Source organism: Alkalihalobacillus phoenicis, from assembly GCF_047302405.1.
In the GTDB taxonomy this organism is placed as follows: Bacteria; Bacillota; Bacilli; order Bacillales; family Bacillaceae_D; genus Alkalihalobacillus.
Genome location: NZ_CP154853.1, coordinates 1,062,075 through 1,083,031, shown reverse-complemented (window position 1 = coordinate 1,083,031; position 20,957 = coordinate 1,062,075). Strand labels below are relative to the sequence as shown.

At 38.8% G+C, this 20,957-nt stretch carries 20 protein-coding genes; 3 read left to right on the top strand and 17 right to left on the bottom strand.

The window, feature by feature from the left end; all coding sequences use genetic code 11:
* Position 1: 1 nt before the first annotated feature.
* The 10 genes from AA0017_RS05060 to AA0017_RS05015 form a co-directional block, all read right to left on the bottom strand.
* Positions 2-1,363, bottom strand: coding sequence for a UDP-N-acetylmuramoyl-tripeptide--D-alanyl-D-alanine ligase (locus AA0017_RS05060; RefSeq protein WP_413380011.1), 1,362 nt, complete (start codon positions 1,361-1,363; stop codon positions 2-4).
* A gap of 2 nt (positions 1,364-1,365) precedes the next feature.
* Positions 1,366-2,829: a UDP-N-acetylmuramoyl-L-alanyl-D-glutamate--2,6-diaminopimelate ligase gene (locus tag AA0017_RS05055; RefSeq protein WP_413380010.1), complete on the bottom strand. Its 1,464-nt coding sequence runs from the start codon at positions 2,827-2,829 to the stop codon at positions 1,366-1,368.
* 118 nt (positions 2,830-2,947) lie between these two features.
* Complete coding sequence (locus AA0017_RS05050; RefSeq protein WP_413380009.1) at positions 2,948-4,882, bottom strand: stage V sporulation protein D; 1,935 nt, start codon at positions 4,880-4,882, stop codon at positions 2,948-2,950.
* Positions 4,883-5,014: 132 nt separating this feature from the next.
* Complete coding sequence (locus AA0017_RS05045) at positions 5,015-7,228, bottom strand: penicillin-binding protein (protein WP_413380008.1); 2,214 nt, start codon at positions 7,226-7,228, stop codon at positions 5,015-5,017.
* 112 nt (positions 7,229-7,340) lie between these two features.
* Positions 7,341-7,703 (bottom strand): cell division protein FtsL, encoded by a 363-nt coding sequence (ftsL, locus tag AA0017_RS05040; protein ID WP_413380007.1) that lies wholly within the window; start codon positions 7,701-7,703, stop codon positions 7,341-7,343.
* A 17-nt stretch (positions 7,704-7,720) separates the two neighbouring features.
* Positions 7,721-8,653, bottom strand: coding sequence for a 16S rRNA (cytosine(1402)-N(4))-methyltransferase RsmH (gene rsmH, locus AA0017_RS05035; RefSeq protein ID WP_413380006.1), 933 nt, complete (start codon positions 8,651-8,653; stop codon positions 7,721-7,723).
* Between the two features lie 36 nt (positions 8,654-8,689).
* Positions 8,690-9,121, bottom strand: a complete 432-nt coding sequence (gene mraZ, locus AA0017_RS05030) for a division/cell wall cluster transcriptional repressor MraZ (protein WP_003324269.1) — start codon at positions 9,119-9,121, stop codon at positions 8,690-8,692.
* Between the two features lie 153 nt (positions 9,122-9,274).
* Complete coding sequence (gene bshC / locus AA0017_RS05025; protein WP_413380005.1) at positions 9,275-10,894, bottom strand: bacillithiol biosynthesis cysteine-adding enzyme BshC; 1,620 nt, start codon at positions 10,892-10,894, stop codon at positions 9,275-9,277.
* Positions 10,895-11,072: 178 nt separating this feature from the next.
* On the bottom strand, positions 11,073-11,459 hold the full coding sequence (locus tag AA0017_RS05020; RefSeq protein ID WP_413380004.1) for a DUF3397 domain-containing protein: 387 nt from the start codon (positions 11,457-11,459) through the stop codon (positions 11,073-11,075).
* Complete coding sequence (locus AA0017_RS05015) at positions 11,456-12,376, bottom strand: 2-dehydropantoate 2-reductase (RefSeq protein WP_413380003.1); 921 nt, start codon at positions 12,374-12,376, stop codon at positions 11,456-11,458. Before AA0017_RS05015 ends, AA0017_RS05020 begins: the two co-directional genes overlap by 4 nt.
* 230 nt (positions 12,377-12,606) lie before the next feature.
* Here AA0017_RS05015 and AA0017_RS05010 point away from each other — a divergent pair, with 230 nt between their 5' ends.
* Positions 12,607-13,095 (top strand): N-acetyltransferase, encoded by a 489-nt coding sequence (locus tag AA0017_RS05010; RefSeq protein ID WP_413380002.1) that lies wholly within the window; start codon positions 12,607-12,609, stop codon positions 13,093-13,095.
* A gap of 112 nt (positions 13,096-13,207) precedes the next feature.
* Here AA0017_RS05010 and AA0017_RS05005 read toward each other — a convergent pair whose 3' ends face one another.
* The 3 genes from AA0017_RS05005 to AA0017_RS04995 all read right to left on the bottom strand — a co-directional run bounded on the left by AA0017_RS05005 (position 13,208) and on the right by AA0017_RS04995 (position 14,809).
* Complete coding sequence (locus AA0017_RS05005) at positions 13,208-13,804, bottom strand: RsfA family transcriptional regulator (protein ID WP_413380001.1); 597 nt, start codon at positions 13,802-13,804, stop codon at positions 13,208-13,210.
* A gap of 212 nt (positions 13,805-14,016) precedes the next feature.
* Positions 14,017-14,190, bottom strand: a complete 174-nt coding sequence (gene rpmF / locus AA0017_RS05000; RefSeq protein ID WP_003321705.1) for a 50S ribosomal protein L32 — start codon at positions 14,188-14,190, stop codon at positions 14,017-14,019.
* Positions 14,191-14,290: 100 nt separating this feature from the next.
* Complete coding sequence (locus AA0017_RS04995; protein ID WP_413380000.1) at positions 14,291-14,809, bottom strand: YceD family protein; 519 nt, start codon at positions 14,807-14,809, stop codon at positions 14,291-14,293.
* A 219-nt stretch (positions 14,810-15,028) separates the two neighbouring features.
* On the opposite strand from AA0017_RS04995, the gene AA0017_RS04990 reads away from it, so the two are divergent.
* Positions 15,029-16,249, top strand: a complete 1,221-nt coding sequence (locus tag AA0017_RS04990) for a nucleotidyltransferase (protein ID WP_413379999.1) — start codon at positions 15,029-15,031, stop codon at positions 16,247-16,249.
* A 90-nt stretch (positions 16,250-16,339) separates the two neighbouring features.
* Here the strand turns inward: AA0017_RS04990 and AA0017_RS04985 are convergent, their stop codons facing one another.
* Both AA0017_RS04985 and AA0017_RS04980 read right to left on the bottom strand, forming a co-directional pair.
* Complete coding sequence (locus tag AA0017_RS04985) at positions 16,340-17,401, bottom strand: PDZ domain-containing protein (RefSeq protein ID WP_413379998.1); 1,062 nt, start codon at positions 17,399-17,401, stop codon at positions 16,340-16,342.
* Positions 17,394-18,191 carry a patatin-like phospholipase family protein gene (locus AA0017_RS04980; protein WP_413379997.1) on the bottom strand — a complete coding sequence of 266 codons (798 nt, stop codon included), beginning with the start codon at positions 18,189-18,191 and terminating at the stop codon, positions 17,394-17,396. The genes AA0017_RS04985 and AA0017_RS04980 overlap by 8 nt, the downstream gene beginning before the upstream one ends.
* A 200-nt stretch (positions 18,192-18,391) precedes the next feature.
* On the opposite strand from AA0017_RS04980, the gene ylbJ reads away from it, so the two are divergent.
* Entirely contained in the window at positions 18,392-19,621 is a 1,230-nt protein-coding gene (gene ylbJ / locus AA0017_RS04975; protein ID WP_413379996.1) for a sporulation integral membrane protein YlbJ, read from the top strand.
* Between the two features lie 130 nt (positions 19,622-19,751).
* Here ylbJ and coaD read toward each other — a convergent pair whose 3' ends face one another.
* A complete protein-coding gene (coaD, locus tag AA0017_RS04970; RefSeq protein WP_413379995.1) occupies positions 19,752-20,240 on the bottom strand; it encodes a pantetheine-phosphate adenylyltransferase in 489 nt (162 codons plus the stop codon).
* Between the two features lie 18 nt (positions 20,241-20,258).
* Positions 20,259-20,816, bottom strand: a complete 558-nt coding sequence (gene rsmD, locus AA0017_RS04965; RefSeq protein WP_413379994.1) for a 16S rRNA (guanine(966)-N(2))-methyltransferase RsmD — start codon at positions 20,814-20,816, stop codon at positions 20,259-20,261.
* Positions 20,817-20,957: the final 141 nt, after the last annotated feature.

Below are 20,957 nucleotides of genomic sequence, written 5' to 3'. Positions count from 1 at the left end.
ATCACCCCTCCTTTCCTTCCTGTTGATAAGCATGAATTAACTCTTCTAGTTTCATACCTCTTGAAGCTTTAAATAAGATGACCGTTTGATCATCTACATAAGAATGAATCGTTTTAGTTGCCGCTTCTTTTGTGTCAAAATAAAACGCCTCGATTGCTGAATGGGCATGATATTTTATCCATTCGTCATACATCCATTTAACGAAATCACCGACGAAAAAAACGGTTGTAATCGGAACCGTAATGGACGCCGCGATCGAACGATGCAGCTCTTCTTCTTTTTCGCCAAGCTCATATAAATCTCCTAATACAACGATTTTCTTTTTAAAACTTGGCATTTCTTTGATCGTTTCAATAGCCGCTTTCATCGATGTTGGACTTGCATTATACGCATCATTTATTACTAGCTCACCAAAAGGACCGGTCGTTTTTTCAAGGCGCATACCTGTTATTTGTACCGCTGATAATCCGGTTTGAATTTGACTCGCATCAAAACCGAGCTCTTGTGCTAATGCAATACAAAGCGCAGCGTTTTTGACATTATGTTTGCCGAGTAATGGAAGCGAATATTGATGTTGATGAAAGACAAACGTATATCCTTCATTAAACATTTTTACTTGTTCAATTTGCGAAGTGCTGCCCTGATTAAAACCAATCGCCTTTGTTGTCTCATTCCAATATGGTTTTAATAGCTCTTCATCTCCATCTATATAGACGTTACCACCCTTAGTTAACCCTGAAACAATCTCCATTTTCGCTTTAGCAATTCCTTGTCTACTGCCGAGTTGTTCCATATGGGATTCGCCAATATTTGTGACAATCGCTTGGTTTGGTTTCGCAATGGTCGTTAATAGCTCTATTTCACCAAAACCACTCATCCCCATTTCCAAAATTAAATACTGGCAATCTGATGGCATCGCTAAAATCGTTAACGGCATACCAATATGGTTATTGAAGTTTCCCTGTGTTTTATATGTGACAGCTTCTAAAGAAAGAACCGATTCGACTAAATCCTTTGTTGTCGTTTTGCCATTACTACCCGTAATCGCAATCACCACAGGGTTGATAACATCCCGATAATTGGAAGCCATCGTCTGTAAAGCCTTTAACGTATCCTCAACAAAATAGAGTTGAAAGTTAGCTGGTAAATTATGAGGTACTGGCTCATCTTGATTCCATAAAGCAGCCGTTGCTTGTTTTTCAATCGCCTGTTTCACAAAATCATGACCATTACGATTGGCTACTAGGGGAACGTATAGCGCACCTTCTTTTAAGGTTCTCGTATCCGTAGAAACGGTTGTAAAAGTTTGTTCTTCTAATTGGAGCAATGTCGATAAAGACGGAATTAACGACGAAGTTAACATAGTTATACTCTCCCCTTAATCGCATCAAATGCCACTTCTCGGTCATCAAAATGAATCGTTTTATTAGCAAATTGTTGATACGTTTCATGGCCTTTACCAGCTATAACGATAATGTCGCCTTTTTTAGCATTTGCTATCGCTTGTTCAATCGCTGCTTTTCGATCCACGATTACTTGATAGTTTGTATCTTTTAATCCTGAAGTCATATCGACTAAAATTTGATTCGGGTCCTCACTTCTTGGATTATCAGAAGTAAAAATCGCTTCAGTTGCAAATTTGGTTGCGATCTGAGCCATCACTGGTCTTTTCGTACGGTCACGGTCACCACCACAACCAACGATCACTTTAATATCACTTGGAGCGAGTTCATTAACGGTTTCTAGGACATTTTTTAAACTATCAGACGTATGAGCATAATCAACGACGACGGTAAAATCTTGCTTTTCCGAAGCTCGAACAGTCTCAAAACGACCAGATATACCTTTGACAGTTGCCAAAGAACGAACGATTGTCTCAATAGATAGACCAGAGACATAACTACTCGCGACCGCTGCTAATAGATTATACACATTAAATTTACCGATTAAGCTTACATCGATGGCATAGCTTTGATTAAAGATGAACAAATCAAAGCTCGTGCCTTTTGCACTTAAACGAATATTTTTGGCAACAATATCCGCTTCATTATCAATCCCATATGTTAAAAGATTCGCACTCGTCATCTTCATTAGTTTTTTGGAAGCTGGGTCATCAGCATTCAAAATGGCAAACTTATTTTCATAAGCATTTCCTAATTGAGCAAATAAGAGACCTTTCGCAAACAGGTAGGCTTCCATCGTTTGATGGTAATCAAGATGATCAGGGGTTAAATTTGTAAATACGGCAACATTAAAGTCACAGCCATGTACACGACCATAGTCCAATGCATGAGAAGACACTTCCATAAAAGCAGTCTCTACATTTGCTTCAACCATTTTATGAAACGTTTGTTGAAGTGTAAGAGATTCTGGGGTCGTATTTTTTGTTTTGACAATCTCTTCTCCTACTTTGGCATACATGGTTCCAATTACACCGGTTGTTTTTTTGGCCTCTTTAAATATATGCTCTAGTATTAATGTTGTCGACGTTTTTCCATTTGTCCCAGTTACCCCTATTAAGTTAAACTTCTTTGTCGGGTAATCATAAAAATGATTCGCGATTCTAGCCATCATTCGTTTTGTATCACTTACAACAATGACAGGAACATCAAGTGCCAATGGTTTTTCAGCTAGAACAGCAACAGCTCCTCGTTCCACAGCACTTTCAGCAAAATCATGTCCATCAACAGTATAACCATTAATACAAATAAATAAAGTATTCGCACTCACTTCACGATTATCCATTTCAACCTTTTCAATGAGCGGATCCGTTTTTAAATCTATTTCTAAAAAAGGAATTACGTTCATTAGCTCTGATAATTTCATCATTTTAAACACTCCGTTCATCCGATATCGCCATAAATCACGGCATAATGATTTATGCCGTGATTCATGCGACCATTATCGGTTATCCATTCATTTCAAAATAAACACACATAGAACTATTTTAGTCGTTTCCTTCTTGTTTGTCACCCATATAAAGTCGGATTGTTGATCCTGCTTTTACTTTTTCACCTGCCTGTGGTGATTGAGTGACTACATATGTCCCTTCCCCAGATGCGTCCACTTGTAACTCGTAATAAGATTCATGAACTTCTCGACGTGAACGCCCAATCATATCAGGTACTTCTACAAGAGGTTCATCTGGCCACGTTAATTCCTTTTCAATCTGATCACTACGCTTCTCAACCCCCATTGCTCGTAAGCTATCACCGATAATCGTACCAACAATTGGAGCCGCGACTTGCCCACCATATTGAATCGTATCTTTTGGGTTATCGATCGCCACATAGACGACAATTTGTGGATCGTCTGCTGGAGCAAAACCTATAAAAGAAAGAATATAATTATTTTCAAGATAGCGTCCATCTTTCGCCTTCTGAGCCGTTCCTGTTTTCCCACCAACTCGGTAGCCTTCTACAAAAGCATTTTTTCCGGTCCCTTGAGCCACTACTGTTTCAAGTGCATGACGGACTTGATCGGATGTATCCTGTGACACAACTTGTCTTTTCATCACCGGCGCTTTACTATCAACGACTTCACCTGTTATCGGATCGAGCCACTCTTTCGCTAAATACGGCTCATATAAATACCCACCGTTCACAGCAGCCGAAACAGCGGCTACTTGTTGAATCGGTGTGACCGCCACCCCTTGACCAAATGCGGTGGTCGCTAGCTCAAGTGGTCCAACATTATCACGGTTGAACAAAATCCCTGTCCCTTCTCCTTGGAGATCAATACCTGTTTTCTCCCCAAAACCAAAGTCTTCAATATAATCAAAAAGTCGCTCTTTCCCTAAACGTTCTCCTAACACAACAAAACCTGGGTTACATGAATTTTGGACGACTTCCAAAAAGGTTTGCGAACCATGCCCACCTTTTTTCCAACACCTTAAATTACGTCCGGCGACATTAATATAACCTGGGTCATAGAACGTATCCGCTAATAAGTCTACTTCCCCTTCCTCAATCGCGGCTGAAAGGGTGATGATCTTAAATGTAGAACCTGGTTCATATTGCATCCAAACAGGTTTATTTTGATTATAAATTTCTGGTTCAACCTCACGAAATTCTTCCGGATTATAATGAGGACGACTACTCATCCCTAAAATCTCCCCCGTATTCGGGTTCATCGCGATTGCGATTGCTCCATCAGGATTGTATTTCGCCTCCGCAATATCAAGCTCCCTTTCAATAATCGTCTGAACACGACTATCAATCGTCAGTCCTAAATCGAGTCCATCCGATGGGGCCTTATATTCATCCGCATGATTGGGCATTCGATTTCCTTTTGCTGTTGCAAAAAAGGAAACATAGCCCTTCTCTCCTTTTAAATAATCATCATAATATGATTCAAGCCCCGTTAATCCTTGGTTATCAATCCCAGCAAAACCTAACACATGGGACAAATAACTACCAAATGGATAATGCCTTTTACTATCTTCGGCAATATATACACCTGGTAATCGCAAATCTCGCACTTCATCTGCCTTATCTTTGTCTATTTTTCGACCTTCAGGACTGACACGAACAATAGAAGCATTTTTAGTCACCATTTCATAAGCCCTTTGCAAATCCATATTTAATGTGGCGGCAAGCTTTTCAGCTGTCCCGCTAGGATCTTTTACTTGCTTTGGTACGACTAAAACCGATGGTGAACTGACATTTGTCGCTAAGACGATTCCGTTACGATCAACAATCTCTCCTCTTTTCGCCTCAAATGGGACATCACGACTCCACGAATCTTCCGCTAAATCCGTTAACCAATCTCCTAAAACAAATTGAACATAACCTAAACGAAACGCTATCGTCAAAAAGACAGCCAGTCCAATAAAAAAGACAAGAATTAACCTTTTCTTTACTGTTACATTCGAAACTCGCACTAAAGTCAACCCCCCGCATCATTTCTCCTCCAAAAGCAAAAATATAGCTTGTTCTAGCCTATGCTCTCTCTTAGAACAGTAGAACAATGCGGGCCCTTTATGACTTTAAGCTTCTAGCCTATTTCATCGTAACTAGCTATCAGCACCTAACGATTCTTCCGTTTCTTCTAGCTCTTGTTCATTTTCTAATTCTTGTTCTGTTTCCTCTTGTTCGGCGTTCTCTTCATTTCTTTGTCTTAACTCAATCGTGATATAATCACCTGGTTTTACGGACCCTCCTGCCTCTGTTTCTTGTGAGACTACATATCCGTGCCCAAATAAATTAGGCGTTATTTCAAGTACATCGGCAAGACGCAACACATCTCGACTTGACCAACCAAACATATCAGGCATTTGATAGGAATCCGAGTCCGTCCGTAAAAAGACTTTTTCACCTGCTAATAGCCCTTTTCCAGCTGCTGGTTCTTGAGCAACGACATTTTTGCCATCTCCTAAAACAACCACGTCTAACTGTTCATTATTTAAGGCTTCTTTCGCCGTTTTAACTGTTTGACCGTTAAAATCATCTAGACGATAGCCTTGTTCGGTCTCTTTCGTAATCTCCTCTACAGTAGGAGCGATATTTAAATATTGTAATCCTTGTTTCATAATCGTTGTAAAAATCTTTCGTGATGGTTCAGAACCTGTTTCCATCTCAGAAATGTTTGGTCTTTCGACGGCCACATAAACGAGAAGGCTCGGATCATCTTTTGGAGCCATCCCTAAAAACGAAAAAATATTTTCACCGTGTCCTTGAATATACCCTCGACCCGTAGGATTTGGAATCTGAGCCGTTCCTGTTTTTCCGACGACATCAAAACCTTCTAAATAATAAGGTCTCCCCGTTCCCATTGACTCAGTTACAGCTCCTTCTAATAAACTTAACATTTTTTCAGACGTTTCTTTAGATATGGGCTCTCCCACCACTTCAGGTTCATTTTTAGCGACAACCTCATTTGTATTCGGATCCACAATTCGGTCAATTACATACGGTTTCATCATTTGGCCGCCATTTGCGATAGCCGTCGCCGCTTGAATTTGTTGAATCGGTGTAACGGCTGTTCCTTGACCAAATGCCGTTGTCGCTACGTCCATCTGGCTCCCTCGTGCGATTAAGCTACTCACTTCATTTGGTAAATCAATACCCGTTGGCTCAGTGAACCCAAACCGTTCCCAATAGTCATATAGTTTTTCTGCCCCTAAATCTTCTAATGCTAGTTTCGCCATCGCCACGTTAGATGAACGATAAAAACCTTCTTCGTACGTAATTTGCCCCCAACCTCGACCGTAGTTATGATCTCGTACTGGATCTGGGCCTACTTGCAACGTACCAGATTGATATTGTTTATTCGGATCATAAACACCTTCTTCAATCGCTGCGGCCACTGTAAAAATTTTCATAGTGGAACCTGGCTCAAAATGGTCTGAGATCGCATAATTCATGTAATTGGTAATCGACTCATAACGATTCGGGTTAAAGCTCGGCCGATTACTCATCGCCAGAATTTGACCTGTTTTAGGATCCGCAACAATCGCGATCATTCGCTCGGGCTCATACTCCTCATCAACCTCTGTCATTATTTGTTCTAAAGCCGTTTGAATATTGGAATCAAGTGTCAAAAAAACATTATGACCATTTTCAGCTGGTGAAATCATTTCCTCTTGATTCAATAACGGTACCCGCTTCGTGTCCGCTTGGTAAGTAATACGGCCATCCGTCCCCTGAAGATATTCATCCAAACTACGCTCTAAACCCATTCTTGACTCGGTCATATTCCTTTCCGTATAACCGATCACATGAGAAGCATATGTTTGTTTCGGGTAATAACGCCTCGGTTCACTTGAAAAAAAGATACCATCAAGTTCTAATTCATTAATTTCGACCATTTGTTCATACGTTAAATTTCTTGCCCCTGAACCTAACTCCACCTGGAACTTGCCTTCCTGCGATAAAAGCCTCGTTAAATTATCAACCTCTTGATTTATGTAAGGAGCTAACGCCTCCGCTGTTGCTCTTGGATCTTCTACATATTCACTTTGCTCTGTATTTAATACGGCATAAACATTATAAGACATCACTTCTTCAGCAATAATTCCACCGCTTCGGTCGTATATCGTCCCCCGTTGTCCTTTTAAATCAATGGACCGGCTCCAACGCTCCTCTGCTAATGTATCTAACTCATGGCCACTTACTTCTTTTGTTACTTGAATAAAAGCAATTCGTCCAACAAAAATAGCAAAGACAGCAAAAAAGATCACCATCAAGACGACCGCCCTAACATTGGTTACAGCTCTTTTAATTTCCATATTTCCCACTCCTATCACTAACCTCTACCAAGAAGGAAAACCGCCTTCTCTTTTACCAATTGGCCATTCTTTCTGTTCTATTGTGTAAAAAAAACTAGTTCAATGAATTGAACTAGTTTTGAGGTTGAACAGCCTTTACTTGATCTCCTTGGAAGGTCATACCCATTTCTTTAGCTTGCTCGATTATCCGTTCAGGGTTACTATACTCATCCACTTGCAAGCTCAACCCAGCATTAATTTCCGTTTGATTAGACACTTGTTGTTGCAAACCTTGAATTTCTGTATTCGTCTTATATAACTCTACATAATTATTGACAATGAATGCAGCCACTAAAAAAACAGCAACAGCCATCATTGCAATTATCACTCGTTCACCTTTTGTGACCGTATGTCGAACGTGCCTAATGACTTTCTTTTTTCGTTGAGGTTGTAACGGTTCTTGTTGATGTTGAATGTTACGTGCAACCATACTCATATATTCCCCTCCCCATTTTACTGTTTTTCAGCCACTCTTAATTTCGCTGATCTTGACCGATTATTATCGATTAATTCTTCTTCACTTGGAACAATCGGCTTTCTTGTGACTAATTTTAACGGTGCTTCAAACCCTTCAGGAATTATAGGCAATCCTGGTGGTAAATCGGGACCTTTGCTTTTTTCTTTAAACACTTCTTTACATAATCGGTCTTCTAAAGAGTGGAATGTAATGACAGCCACTCTTCCACCCTTGTTTAAAAGTTCAATCGAATCTTCTAAAGCTTCTTCAAAAGCACCTAATTCATCATTAACCGCAATTCGAATCGCTTGGAACGTTCGTTTTGCAGGATGCCCCCCCGTTCTTCTTGCGGGAGCAGGAATCGCATCTTTAATAATGTCAACAAGTTCTCCTGTTGTTTCGATCTCCTTTTTTAAACGGTATGCTTCTATCTTTCTTGCAATTTGTTTCGCAAATTTTTCTTCGCCATAACGGGTAATGATTCTCGCTAATTGACCAAACTCCCACTCATTGACGACTTCAAACGCACTTAATGGAGCTGATTGATCCATACGCATGTCCAATTTCGCATCTTGATGGTAACTAAACCCGCGTGTTGCATCATCCAGTTGTGGGGAGGAGACACCTAAATCAAAGAGGATTCCATCCACTTTCGTAATGCCACGCTCGATTAGTTCTTCCTTTATGTACCGGAAGTTGGATTTAATTAACGTAAATCTACCTTTATAGTCTTTAAACTTCTCTTCCACAAAAGCCAATGCCTCGTCATCTTGATCAAAGGCGTATAAATGACCATTTTCACTCAACTGTTGAATAATGAGCTCTGAATGACCACCTCGACCGAGCGTACAATCTACATAGACGCCATCCGGTCTTATATTTAAACTATCTACTGATTCTTTTTTTAATACGGTTACGTGGGTGAACATTTTATTACCTCTCCTTGCTTGTCTTCAAGTATCCACTTAAAGATCAAAATCAATAATATTCTCAGCAATCTCACTAAAGGAATCCTCTGATTCGGCAAAATACTCTTCCCAATTTTCCTTCGCCCATACCTCGACACGATTGGAAACACCGATGACAACACATTCCTTTTCGAGCTGAGCATAATCTCGCAAAGGTACAGCAATGTTTATTCTTCCCTGTTTATCAATTTCACATTCGGTAGCCCCTGAAAAGAAAAAACGGGTGAATGCTCGTGCATCTTTTTTAGTAAAAGGGAGTGCTTTTAGCGATTGCTCTAATTTTTCCCATTCTTGTAGGGGGTAGACAAATAAACAACGGTCTAAACCTCTTGTTACGACAAAGGACGCACCGAGACTGTCTCGGAATTTGGCCGGTATAATCATACGTCCTTTCTCATCGATGTTATGGCGATACTCCCCCATAAACATAATCGATCCATCTCCCCCCACTTTGTAACTCTAATCTACCACATCCCTCCACTTTGTACCACTATTTAATCAATTAAACACCACAAAAAAAAATCCTGCTCTTACACAGGATTTTTCGTTCTCTTTCTTTTGACAGTGAAATCATACTTTTTTTTACAGAAAAACAAGCTTATGTTTGCCATCCACGGTCATATTGAGTTCTATTAATCGACATAATCCAGCCCTTCCGACTAGATTTAGTAAAATTATCGGATGAATGACGCGCTCTTGTGGTCGATTTAACGGATATAACCACAAATTCGTTTCATCAAACTTAGACAAAACATATGAATGTTTTTTCATCAAATGATTTCGCATTCTTTTTTCTACAAATTCTATTTCACGATTTAAGATGTCTAAATTTTTGTCTGCTAGCTTCCCAATCGTATAATCGATTTGACTAGCCAATTGACGTAGTGGGACATGCTCTTTGTCAATTGCCGCCTTGACGTTTGCAACCATTTCTGATATTGGAACCTCTTCACACTTATCAAGCCATTGCTCTTTTAACTTAGTCCCTTCTCCATTCACAAACGCTTCCACTGAATAAGATTGTTCTTTTAACCACTTTTCCGTCATTTTTGGTACAATCGTCACCGTTAAACGCGGAATCACTGGCGGCATTTTCAAATCAAATAATTCAAAGCTCCGGCGTAACGTCGCCCAATATTTAATCTCACCCGGTCCTGACACAAAAGCGAGCACTGGTAAGAGTACCTCCTGCATCAATGGACGGGTCACAACATTATTGCTAAACGCCTGTGGCATTTCCTTGATTTTATTTAATAACTGTTCCTTTGTATAACTTTGTTCATGATCTTTAACATAAAAAAGGCCATTTGCATAGTCGAGACGACAACGCTTCCCTTCATAATCAATGAACAAATGAGCATTTTCTTTTTCCGTCTCAATCGGATATCCGAAACCCGCACGAGCAAATTCTTTTGCTCCGTTTTGTTGGGCAATTTGTAATTCATCAACCTTATGAACTAATTCAGCAAAAAAATCTGCTTCAATTTGACGAATTTCCGGTGCATGTGAATCCAACAAGACAAGCCCATAATCTTGAAATAGCCAGCTCATTAATTTAGCAAAGAAATCAACGAACGTTTTTGAGCCTTCTGCATAATGGTTAACCACTGCTGTGAGCTCTTTTGTATACTCCGTTTCTGGAAGCTCCGCAAAAATACCTTCCAGCCAATTCGATAATTGTTTCTGATTTAAAATCGTCTCAGATGCTGATTTTTGCTCTTGCTCTGAATCTAATAAAACCTTTTTCCACCGTTCTTTCTTTTGTTGAAAGACAAACCGAATTTCATCTAAATCATGGTCCTCACCAGCAATCCAAAAGACAGGAATCACTGGTACCCCAAGCTTGTTCTCTTGCTCCTTCGCAAGTACAATCGTTGTCATAGCTTTATAAAAGGTATACATTGGACCTGTTAATAACCCTGCCTGTTGCCCACCAACGACAACAACCGCTTCATTATTTCTTAGCTTATGTATATTCGCTAATGCCTTTTCAGGAAATTCCAAGCGCTTATGAAAAGCCGTTAAATAAGCACAGAGTTTCTCCCTTTCATAACTTCGCTCATTCAAATCTGCTAGTCTTCTTACAAATTGTTGCTGATCATTCATGGTATAGTGAAAAAACCTTTGCACGGTTGGAGTGCCTAACATATAGACCTCTAAAAAGCCAGTCCCCATTGAATGGCTCAAATCCTTAACTTCCATTCTTCATTGACGTCCCTTCTTCTTGAAGTAGCATTTTTCAATTGTACATATCATCAATCGACTGTTCCTCTATGTTGTCATTCCATGAGTATTTCGATTCTAATAAGATCACTTATGTCCATATAGTAGCAAAGAGAACTCATTCTACCAAATTATCTGCTCGAAGACATTCCATCATTTAACCAATTTGAAAAATTCGACTAATTAAACCGTATCCACTTAGAAGAATGTAAAGCAGGAAAAAAATAAGAAAGTTCATTCTTAATATTCCTCTAAATAACTTAGATACGACTAAATCACCCGAAACTCTCCAATGAATCCAAGTAAAGATCATCGCAATCATAATAACCGTTAAACATATAAACCAAAAAAAAGAACGTGACCAAATCTCAAATGAGATAAAATAAACAGAAATAATAAACCAAACAGCTGAAAAATCAGAGGCAAGCCGAATCGCTCTTTTTTTATTTTTGATCCGTTTTACTGTGAAGATATAAATGACGTACCAAGCTAGAATAGGTAAAGTCGCAAATGTGGCAAACACCCAAGAAAAAGCCGCTGTCATTGGCTAGACCCCCTAAGAGATTGTTGTTCAATACCTTTTATCGCCTCGTATAAAAAAAACAGTGATGGCACCGATTGGCTTTGTTCATATGCTTTACGAACAACATAGCCGACAATGGCTTCCAATTCCGTCTTTTGACCTTTCGTTCGATCCCGAAGCATTGAGGACTCGTTTTCTTTTGTTATCTGACAAACTTCTGTAACCTTTTCTAGTCCTTGCTTATAATTCATCCCTAGAACTTGAACCGTTTCTCTAACAATTTCACTCATTAGCTTATAATAAGAATCATTCGTTAGCAATGCCCCATTTTTCACTTGTAATAGAGCCGTCAATGGGTTGATCGCAACATTTACGAGTAATTTTGTCTGAAGCATCTTTTGCCAATCCTTTTCATAATAAAAAGGAAAGCTCACATCTACATTTCCCGAAAAAAAGTTCGTTAAGACAGAACCGCTCTTGCTTCCTTGAAAAGTGGACCAATTCATTCTTCCAACACCTGTATGAGAGACAAAATTATCCTCCAACCTCATCGCCCCATGCTCAACAACCGCTAATCCAATCTCTTCATCATTAAATAGCGATAAATATTCAATATGGGCCATCCCATTTTGCACAAATAAAACAGCCTTTGACTGAATCGTCCCTTGAAAATGATCCAAAACTCGTTTTAGATGATAGGATTTCACTGCAAAAATAACACAATCTGCTCGTATCGTCTCTATTCCCTTTACCGAAATAGCTTTTATATGATATTTATCGATCACACCTTGTTTTGTTTTGAAAATCAGACCTTTTTCATTTAAAATTTGAGCTTGTGATTCTCTTTTTGTGATTAACGTTACGTTGTGCCCTACTTTTGAACTAAATGCTGCTATTAATAATCCTATCGACCCTGCTCCTACAATTGTCACATTCATTATGATCGTCCCTTGCTATTTTCTAATCTGTTTTATTTATTAATTATAAAGTTCTATCTATTTAATGAGAAGCCTTTTTCTAGATCGATTTTAATAAAAAAATGATTCTTATGTATGATAAACCCCCTCATCGCAACTTTTATTATAGAAGAAAGAGAAATCAATAGCATGAAGTTTGATTTTTTAGTAAACTATATGTAAGCTTTATCATTTTAAGGGAGGCTATTTGTATGGCTAGTCATGAAGTTACAAGATTATTAATTAATTACAAAACCATTGAAGAATTCAAAAACTTCCGTGAGTTCGGTGCTGCTGAACTATACATGAAAGAAGATTTGGAACAGAACATCGTTGAAAATGATAGTGAATCGCCTTTTTACGGCATCTACTTTGGTAAAAAACTAGTAGCACGAATGAGTTTATACCGTATTGAACAAAAATTTGATCGTTATTTCGAGCCTGCACAAGATTATTTAGAGCTATGGAAATTAGAAGTACTTGAAGCTTACCGCGGAAAAGGATACGGCAAAGCACTCGTTGATTTTGCCAAATCATCTAATTTACCTATTAAAACAAACGGCCGCGTAAATTCGAGCGATTTTTGGGAGTCAATGGGCTTTGAAGCTGTTACATATAACCCAGCACGTGACCGTGGTGAAAATCCATTTGTTTGGTATCCAGAGGGCGTTCACGAGCAACCTGTTCTAAACGAGGAATAACATACGATAAAAGCTAGCTAAGAGCACTCTCCACGGCTAGCTTTTTTCATTTTATAATTTTTTTCTCGAAATACGGATTTATATCGAGGGTCATTCGTACGATAAGATCTTTTTATAAAGATAATTTTCTAGCTCGGTCCATAATTGATAATAACGAGCGATAATCGTCTTTCATCACCCGCTTCTCTTCTTCTACTTTTGCAAGACGCTCTCTCAACCTTTGATTCTCTTCCACCACTTTTTTATATTCCACATTCCCTGGTCTGCCTTTCATTGCTTCATTATATTCACTTAAAAAGGCAAGAACCTTTTCCATCGTTAAATCGGATGGCTGTTCTGGATGAATCGTCTCTACATTTAATGGTTCTGTTGCGTCATCTACATTTCCATCTTCTTTTTTCCCAGTAAAGACACGTACATTTTTTGCCTTCGCCACCGCTTCCTCACCGGTCTCTTCTTGCTCTTCTACTGGTTTTATCCCTTTTAACTTTGTCCGTTGTTTTTTCGCTAAATGGATGGCTGATTCATATTTTTTTCGAATCGACGAATTCCACCTAAATCCACAAGCAGCACTTGTTCTAGATAAACGCTGCCCTACCTCCTCAAAAGCCGATAGCTGCGTACTCCCTTCACGTATATGCCTTAGGACCACTTCAGCCAAAATTAAATCCTCATCTGTACTCCAAGCATCTTGACGAATTGTCGTCATCCAATCCCTCCTTTTACACTCATTGATCTATTCATATGCGGCAACTAGTAAAGATAGACTTTCTTCTAGTAAATGAGTATTTCCTTTTTATACATTTACTATTCAAAACTTTTAATCTCTCGCAAAATGAAAGCTCAATAAAGAAAAAAAGGATGGTAAAAAAAATCAAGCTATAAACAGATAGTTCTGCTCATAGCTTGATTTAAGTATCATTATTTACTTACTACTTCTTGGCCTTTATATGAACCACACTCTTTACAAACACGGTGAGCTAATTTAAGTTCTCCACACTCAGAGCATTTTACCATACCAGGTACCGCTAATTTGTAGTGAGTACGACGCTTATTTTTACGAGTCTTAGACGTTCTTCTGAAAGGTACTGCCATCATTCCCACCTCCTTACAGGTTTTCGGTTTGCAATCAAGACTATTCTTAGTTGCATGTATGAAAGGAAGCCGACTTTACATTATCGGTGCTTCGATTTTCTTACTTTTTGTCAAAAAACTTTGCTAAATCTGCCAGTCTCGGATCAATCCGATTTTTCACATCTTCTTCTGATACTACTTCCCAATCCTTACCTTCTGAAGGGGCTTTTGGCTCTTCGACTTCTTCTGCAAAAATTTGCATTGGTATCTCAAGCAAAATCCGTTCCATTAAATAAGGTTCAAGATCAATTTGACTTCCCTCAATCGCATGAATTTCTTCATCTTCACCCTCTTCAGCTTGGTTCCATCCTTCCCCTTGCTGAAATTGCTCTTTCACATTTAGATCAATTGGTAACAAAACATCGACTAATGTTCGAGAACAAGGGAGCGTTAATGTCGTTGTCATCCGAAACGTAAAAGTAATCATATCTCTTACATAATCAATTTGCCCAACAATCCGTACTGGTTCAATTGCTCGAATTTCTCCATCACGTTCTTTAATTGCTGATAAATCAATCGTTTCATCAAATTGAAGCGGTTTATGCTTAGCCGCCTGTAGTTGTTGTAATGACCAAATCATTTCATATCACCTCTAAGGCAACAAAAGTAATTATAAATCTCGCCATTTTTTTTGTCAACCTTTTTTCTTTACAGTCTATCTATTATAATGAATGGAACATACATTGTTTCAAACATTAGATTTTATTGTAGCATGTTTAAAATCACACGTAAAGCAACGGTTTTACTCCTCTTTTGTAGAGAGGATATTGAAAAATCTGAATAAAAAGGAGGAACACTTGTGAAAACAGTTGGTTTAGTCGTTGAATACAATCCATTTCATAACGGACACCTTTACCACTTAACAAAATCAAAAGAGAAAACAAAGGCAGATGTTGTCATCGCTGTCATGAGTGGTTCATTTTTACAAAGAGGTGAACCGGCTTTAGTCTCCAAATGGCAACGGACAAAAATGGCACTTGCTGGAGGGGTGGACATCCTTGTCGAACTTCCTTATTATTACTCGGTTCAAAAAGCTCAAACCTTTGCTGAAGGGGCGATTCGAATTCTAAATACGTTATCTGTTGATACCATTTGTTTCGGAAGTGAATCAGGAGACATCACCTCTTTTTATGAACTTCATGAATTTATGACCACTCATAAAGAAGAGTGGGATAACGAAATAAAAAAAGAAATGTCAAAGGGTTTAAGTTACCCAAAGGCAGCATCGAATGCTTTTACTACCTTAACAAATGAATCGAAACCATTGCTCTCCTTAACAGAACCAAACAATATATTAGGCTTTCATTATGTCGAAGCCCTACATAAATGGAGTAAGACGATGCGTGCCGAAACCATCTTGCGAACGAAGGCTCAATACCATGATGAAGAAATACAAGATGCTCAAATAGCTAGTGCCACAAGTATACGAAAAGCGTTATTGGAACACCAATCCTTTGACCAAATTAGAACGGTCTTACCGCAGACTAGTTATGAACAATTATTGGCATATGGGAAGGAATTCCATGTGTTTCATGATTGGGAAACATATTTTCCCTTATTACAGTATCAAGTTCTCTCTTCAAGTGTGGCTAAATTAGAACAAATTTATGAGTGTGAGGAAGGGCTGGAATACCGCTTAAAAGAAACGATGAAACGAGCGAATAGTTTTAAAGAATGGATGCATTTATTCAAAACAAAACGGTACACTTGGAGCCGCCTACAACGATTAGCAACCCATGTACTTACGCAAACGACTAAAACAGAAATGGACCAATTATTAAATGATGGACCACTGCCTTACATTCGTTTGCTGGGAATGTCGCAAAAAGGACAGGCCTATTTAAGCTCTATCAAAAAAGACCTTGATACACCTCTTGTCAGTCGTTTGGCCGAAGCAAAAGGTTTTGCCGCAACCCATGATGAGCGAATATCAAATGTTTATAAAATGGCCTTACCTCCACAAATAAGAGCCCAATCTCTTTATGATGAATATAAACAGATTCCAATCCGATTAGGTTAATAAAGGAACAAAAAGACCGCCTCATCAGGTTATTATTTTCAGGACCTAATGGGGCAGTCTTTAAATTGAGTAATCGTTCATCTAAAAACGTTATTTTCCCTCTAATTGTTCAAGGAATTCTAAAGCATCATCTATCGTATCTATCGGCACTACGACAACATTCGCATCAATATCTTCTGCCGCCTCTAATGCTTGTGCATAATTAGAATCGGTTCGTCCGTCTTCTGCTGGAGCAAAGAAATAGTCAGCTCCAGCTTTTTGGGCCGCTACAAGCTTTTGGGCCGCTCCACCAATTCGGCCAACGGCTCCACTTTCACTAATGCTTCCTGTTCCCGCAATATGATAGCCCTTTGCCAAGTCTTCTTCACTTAATTGGTTCATAATTTCTAAAGAAAACATGAGCCCAGCAGAAGGTCCACCAATTTTCTCTGTATCCATTTTGATTTCCGGATCAAAAGTGACTTCGCGAGCTGTCACAGGATTCGCAATCCCAATTCCAACTCGGTCTTCATCACCTTCTTGTAAATATTGTTCTGGAAACTTCGAAAATCCTACATCGTACGTTTCCTCTACACCATTACGTATTAAGGTAAACGTTACGATATCCTCTTCTCCCTTACCTGCTAATAATGAAAATAAATCCTCGACATGTCGTACGGTTTGTCCATTGATTTCAATAATTCGGTCTCCAACTTCTAACTTTTCTTCTGCCGGCATTTCTTCAATTAATTGGGTAATAATCGCTCCTTGATAATCATACTGCACATCTTTCCCTGCTTTTTCATAGGCTATAATCGTTGCGGCCTGCTGGGAATTATTCATGAGCATAATTTGCCGGTGATGATAATCACGATCGGATTCACCTTCATACCTTATCGTCTCATCAGGATGTAACACCCTATAAGGGCTTAAATAAGACCATAGATAAAGAAATGTATTGGCCCGCCCCATTTGAATCGTCGTTAGCATAAACGTTCCTACGTCCTCATTAGCGGTTGCTTCCTCCGCCCCAACTAGCTCGATATACTGTGATAAAACCTCCGCAGACCCTGGTTCCGAATAATAATAAGGTAGTTGATAAAAATATAAAACAGAAAATAAAACAATCAGAATGATGTATCTCTTTTTCAAAAATGATTTTTTCTCAGTCAACGTTGTGTTCCTCCCAATTATCAATCATTTCTTTTAAACTTTTTATTTTCTCAGTTGCGGCTATCACACCTGCTTCAATAATGGCATCAACATCTTTAAAAATGAGTCCATTCGTTTGTTTGACCATCGGATTAATCATAAAAGCTTGTTCTAACTGTTGGTGTTTGCTAATTTCTCGTCCCATCATATCAATCGTTAATAAAATCACATCATAAATAGAAGTCGCTTTTTGTTCACTTTTATAGGAAGAAACATCGATACCAATAATAATATCCGCCCCCATCTCTTTGACAACAGAAGTCGGAACACGCTCCAAAACTCCACCATCGACAAGGACTTGTTCGTTTTTCGTTACGGGGACAAAAATCCCTGGAATTGATATACTTGCTCGAACCGCATCTGCTATGTCTCCATCTTGAAAGACAACCTTTTTGCCCGAAATTAAATCGGCGGCCACAATTGAGACTGGGATTCGAAGCTCTTCTAACTTTTTTCCCTTTGCTAAAATACGAATTAACTTAACAACTTTATCCCCCTTGATAAACCCTAGCTTAGGAACGATGTAATCAACATAATATTGCCGTCGAAAAAACTTCGCAAACTTTTCCATTGACTCTGGTGTCTGACCAACACCGTACAGGCTGGCCACCAAAGCCCCCATACTACTCCCTGCTACTACATCAATTGGAATATTATGTTGTTCTAAAACTTTTAATACCCCAATATGAGCAAAACCTCTCACACCACCTGCACCAAATGCAACTCCGATTGTAGGACGTTGTTTTCCCATCAATATCCAACTCCTATCATACGATTTCCACGATTCTTTTTCAATCATATGGTCTAATCCAATGAAGTAGACGTATATTTAAATGTATCGGGTGAGACTAGCTCTTTGTCTTTTATTTATTCATATGAGTCCATTTTTTCTTATGTTTATGTTGCTTTATCCTTATTAATTTTGAAATGGAGCAAAGGAGGCTTATCTTTTTGAACTCGAAAAAAACCAAAACTCTCCTGCTCGCTAGCATCGCTATATTTTTAGCTATATCGCTTATGCTGTTTCCTAAAGAATCATTAGAAGCATCAGTAAGAGGGATGAATATATGGTGGAATGTCGTCTTCCCTTCTTTATTACCTTTTTTTATCGTCTCTGAATTATTAATTAGCTTCGGTGTTGTCACCCTTATCGGAACACTACTTGAACCATTAATGCGACCACTATTTCGCGTTCCAGGAGTTGGTGGTTTCGTTTGGGCAATGGGTTTGGCATCAGGAAATCCAGCAGGTGCCAAATTAACCGCTCGGCTTCGTCATGAAAATAAATTAACACAAATAGAGGCGGAGCGGCTCGTTTCTTTTACAAGCTCATCCAACCCGCTTTTTATTTTCGGGGCCGTCGCAGTTGGCTTTTTCCACAATCCTGCTTTAGGCATTTTATTAGCATGTGCCCATTACGGAGCCAACCTCTTTGTCGGACTCATTATGAGATTTTATATGGAAAAGGAAAACCGGCAAGCTCAAAAGGAGTTAGAATTAGCTCGACAAGACGATAAAAGTGGTCCTAAATGGTTAACGGTTTTATATGAGGAGCATCAAAAGGATGGTCGCTCCTTAGGAAAAGTCCTTGGTGATGCCGTCCAATCCTCGGTTCAAACGTTGTTAATCGTAGGTGGTTTTATTATTTTATTTTCCGTCATAAATAAAGTTTTAACCCTTGTTCATTTCGTCGATTTAGTCGGATATGTCATCGGCCTTCTATTAGTCATGCTCCATTTACCGGTTGAACTAGGTCAGCCCATTATTTCAGGTTTGTTTGAGATGACTCTTGGAGCACAACGCGTCAGCGAAACGACGCAATCCAACTTGCTGCAACAAGTTATTGCCGTCAGCTTTCTATTAGGCTTTAGCGGCTTTTCCATTCAAGCTCAAGTGGCTAGCCTTTTAGCCGAAACCGATATTCGTTTTAAACCGTTTATTATTGGACGGGTTTTACAAGGTTTGTTTGCGGCAGGATTAGTCATCGTTTTATTTCAACCACTTTATATTGAGCGCACACCAATTGTCTTTTTCGAAACGGTCATGCCAGCCTTTAATCAAATCGAAAAAGTCCAAACCGCCTGGGGACAATTTCTACAAATAAGCCCCTCTATCACACTAACCATGCTCGTTACAGCGACTTTTATATGGACATACCGTCAATTGGAAAAGTCCTTTTAGTTAGAATACATTTGAATCATTTAGCTTATACAACTTGATAACCCCACCAAAAAAGCTATCGCCTCAGTTCAAATGAACATAACGATAGCTTTTTTATTTTTTAAAATGATAGAGCTTTCTCATTCAAAGTTTAGGATCCCGTCGAAAACTTCTCCTGTAAAGCAATCGCTACATTCTCTGGCACAAGATCACTCACATCAGAGTGATATCTCGCCGCTTCTTTTACAATGCTCGAGCTTAAATACGAGTAATGATTATTTGTCATCATAAAAAATGTCTCTACCTCTGGCCCAAGTTTTTTATTAATTGAAGCCACTTGCATTTCATATTCAAAATCAGAAACCGCCCTAAGTCCACGGATAATCGTTTGAGCCTTTTTTTCTTTAACATAATCAATTAATAAACCACCAAACGAGTCGACCTCGACATTGTCTAAGTCTTTTGTTGCTTCACGTAAAAGTTCAACCCGTTCCTCTACGGTAAAAAGAGGTTGTTTGTTTTGGTTATTTAAAACCGCCACGATGACGCGATCAAAAACTTTCGCCCCCCGAGTAATAATATCTAAATGTCCTAAAGTGACCGGATCAAAACTCCCAGGACATACAGCAATTTTTTTCAAATGTTTTCCCTCCAGACATTATTCATTGGCAAAATGATAAATCGTTATAAGTGTATCCCCATAGGTTTCCTGTCTTAAAACGCTTAAATTTCCGATTCTATCTTGTAAAGGATGATCTTTACCATGTTCAACGACAATAAGTCCATCATCAGCTAACATGTGAAAGTCGGAAATTATCGCGATTTCAGTAGCAATTTTCTCTTTTGCATAAGGCGGATCTAAAAAAATGAGCTGAAAACGTAACTCACGTTTAATTAAAGCCTTAAGTGCTCGTCCTGCATCGTTTCGATACGTTTCCGTTTTCTCAAGTAATTGACATCGTTCTAAATTTGCCTTAATCGTTGCGACTGCTTTTTTGTCTTGATCGACAATAATCATTTTTTCAATTCCACGGCTTAAAGCCTCAATCGACAAGCCACCACTTCCGCCGTATAAATCCAATCCGAACCCACCATTAAAATACGGTCCAATTATATTAAAAATCGCTTCTTTTACTTTATCTGTCGTTGGTCTTGTCGATTGACCAGGAACAGCTTTTAAAGTAATTCCCTTTTTTGTACCTGATATAACCCTCATTTTTTCCCCTACTTTCCATTCAAACCATCCTCCTTATTTTAGCATAGGTTTTATCGCCTTATCCAAATTTCCTTTCATACGCTCAATCACAAAAAAATAGTCCTTTAATAAACATGTATAAATGAATCAATCTTGGTCATA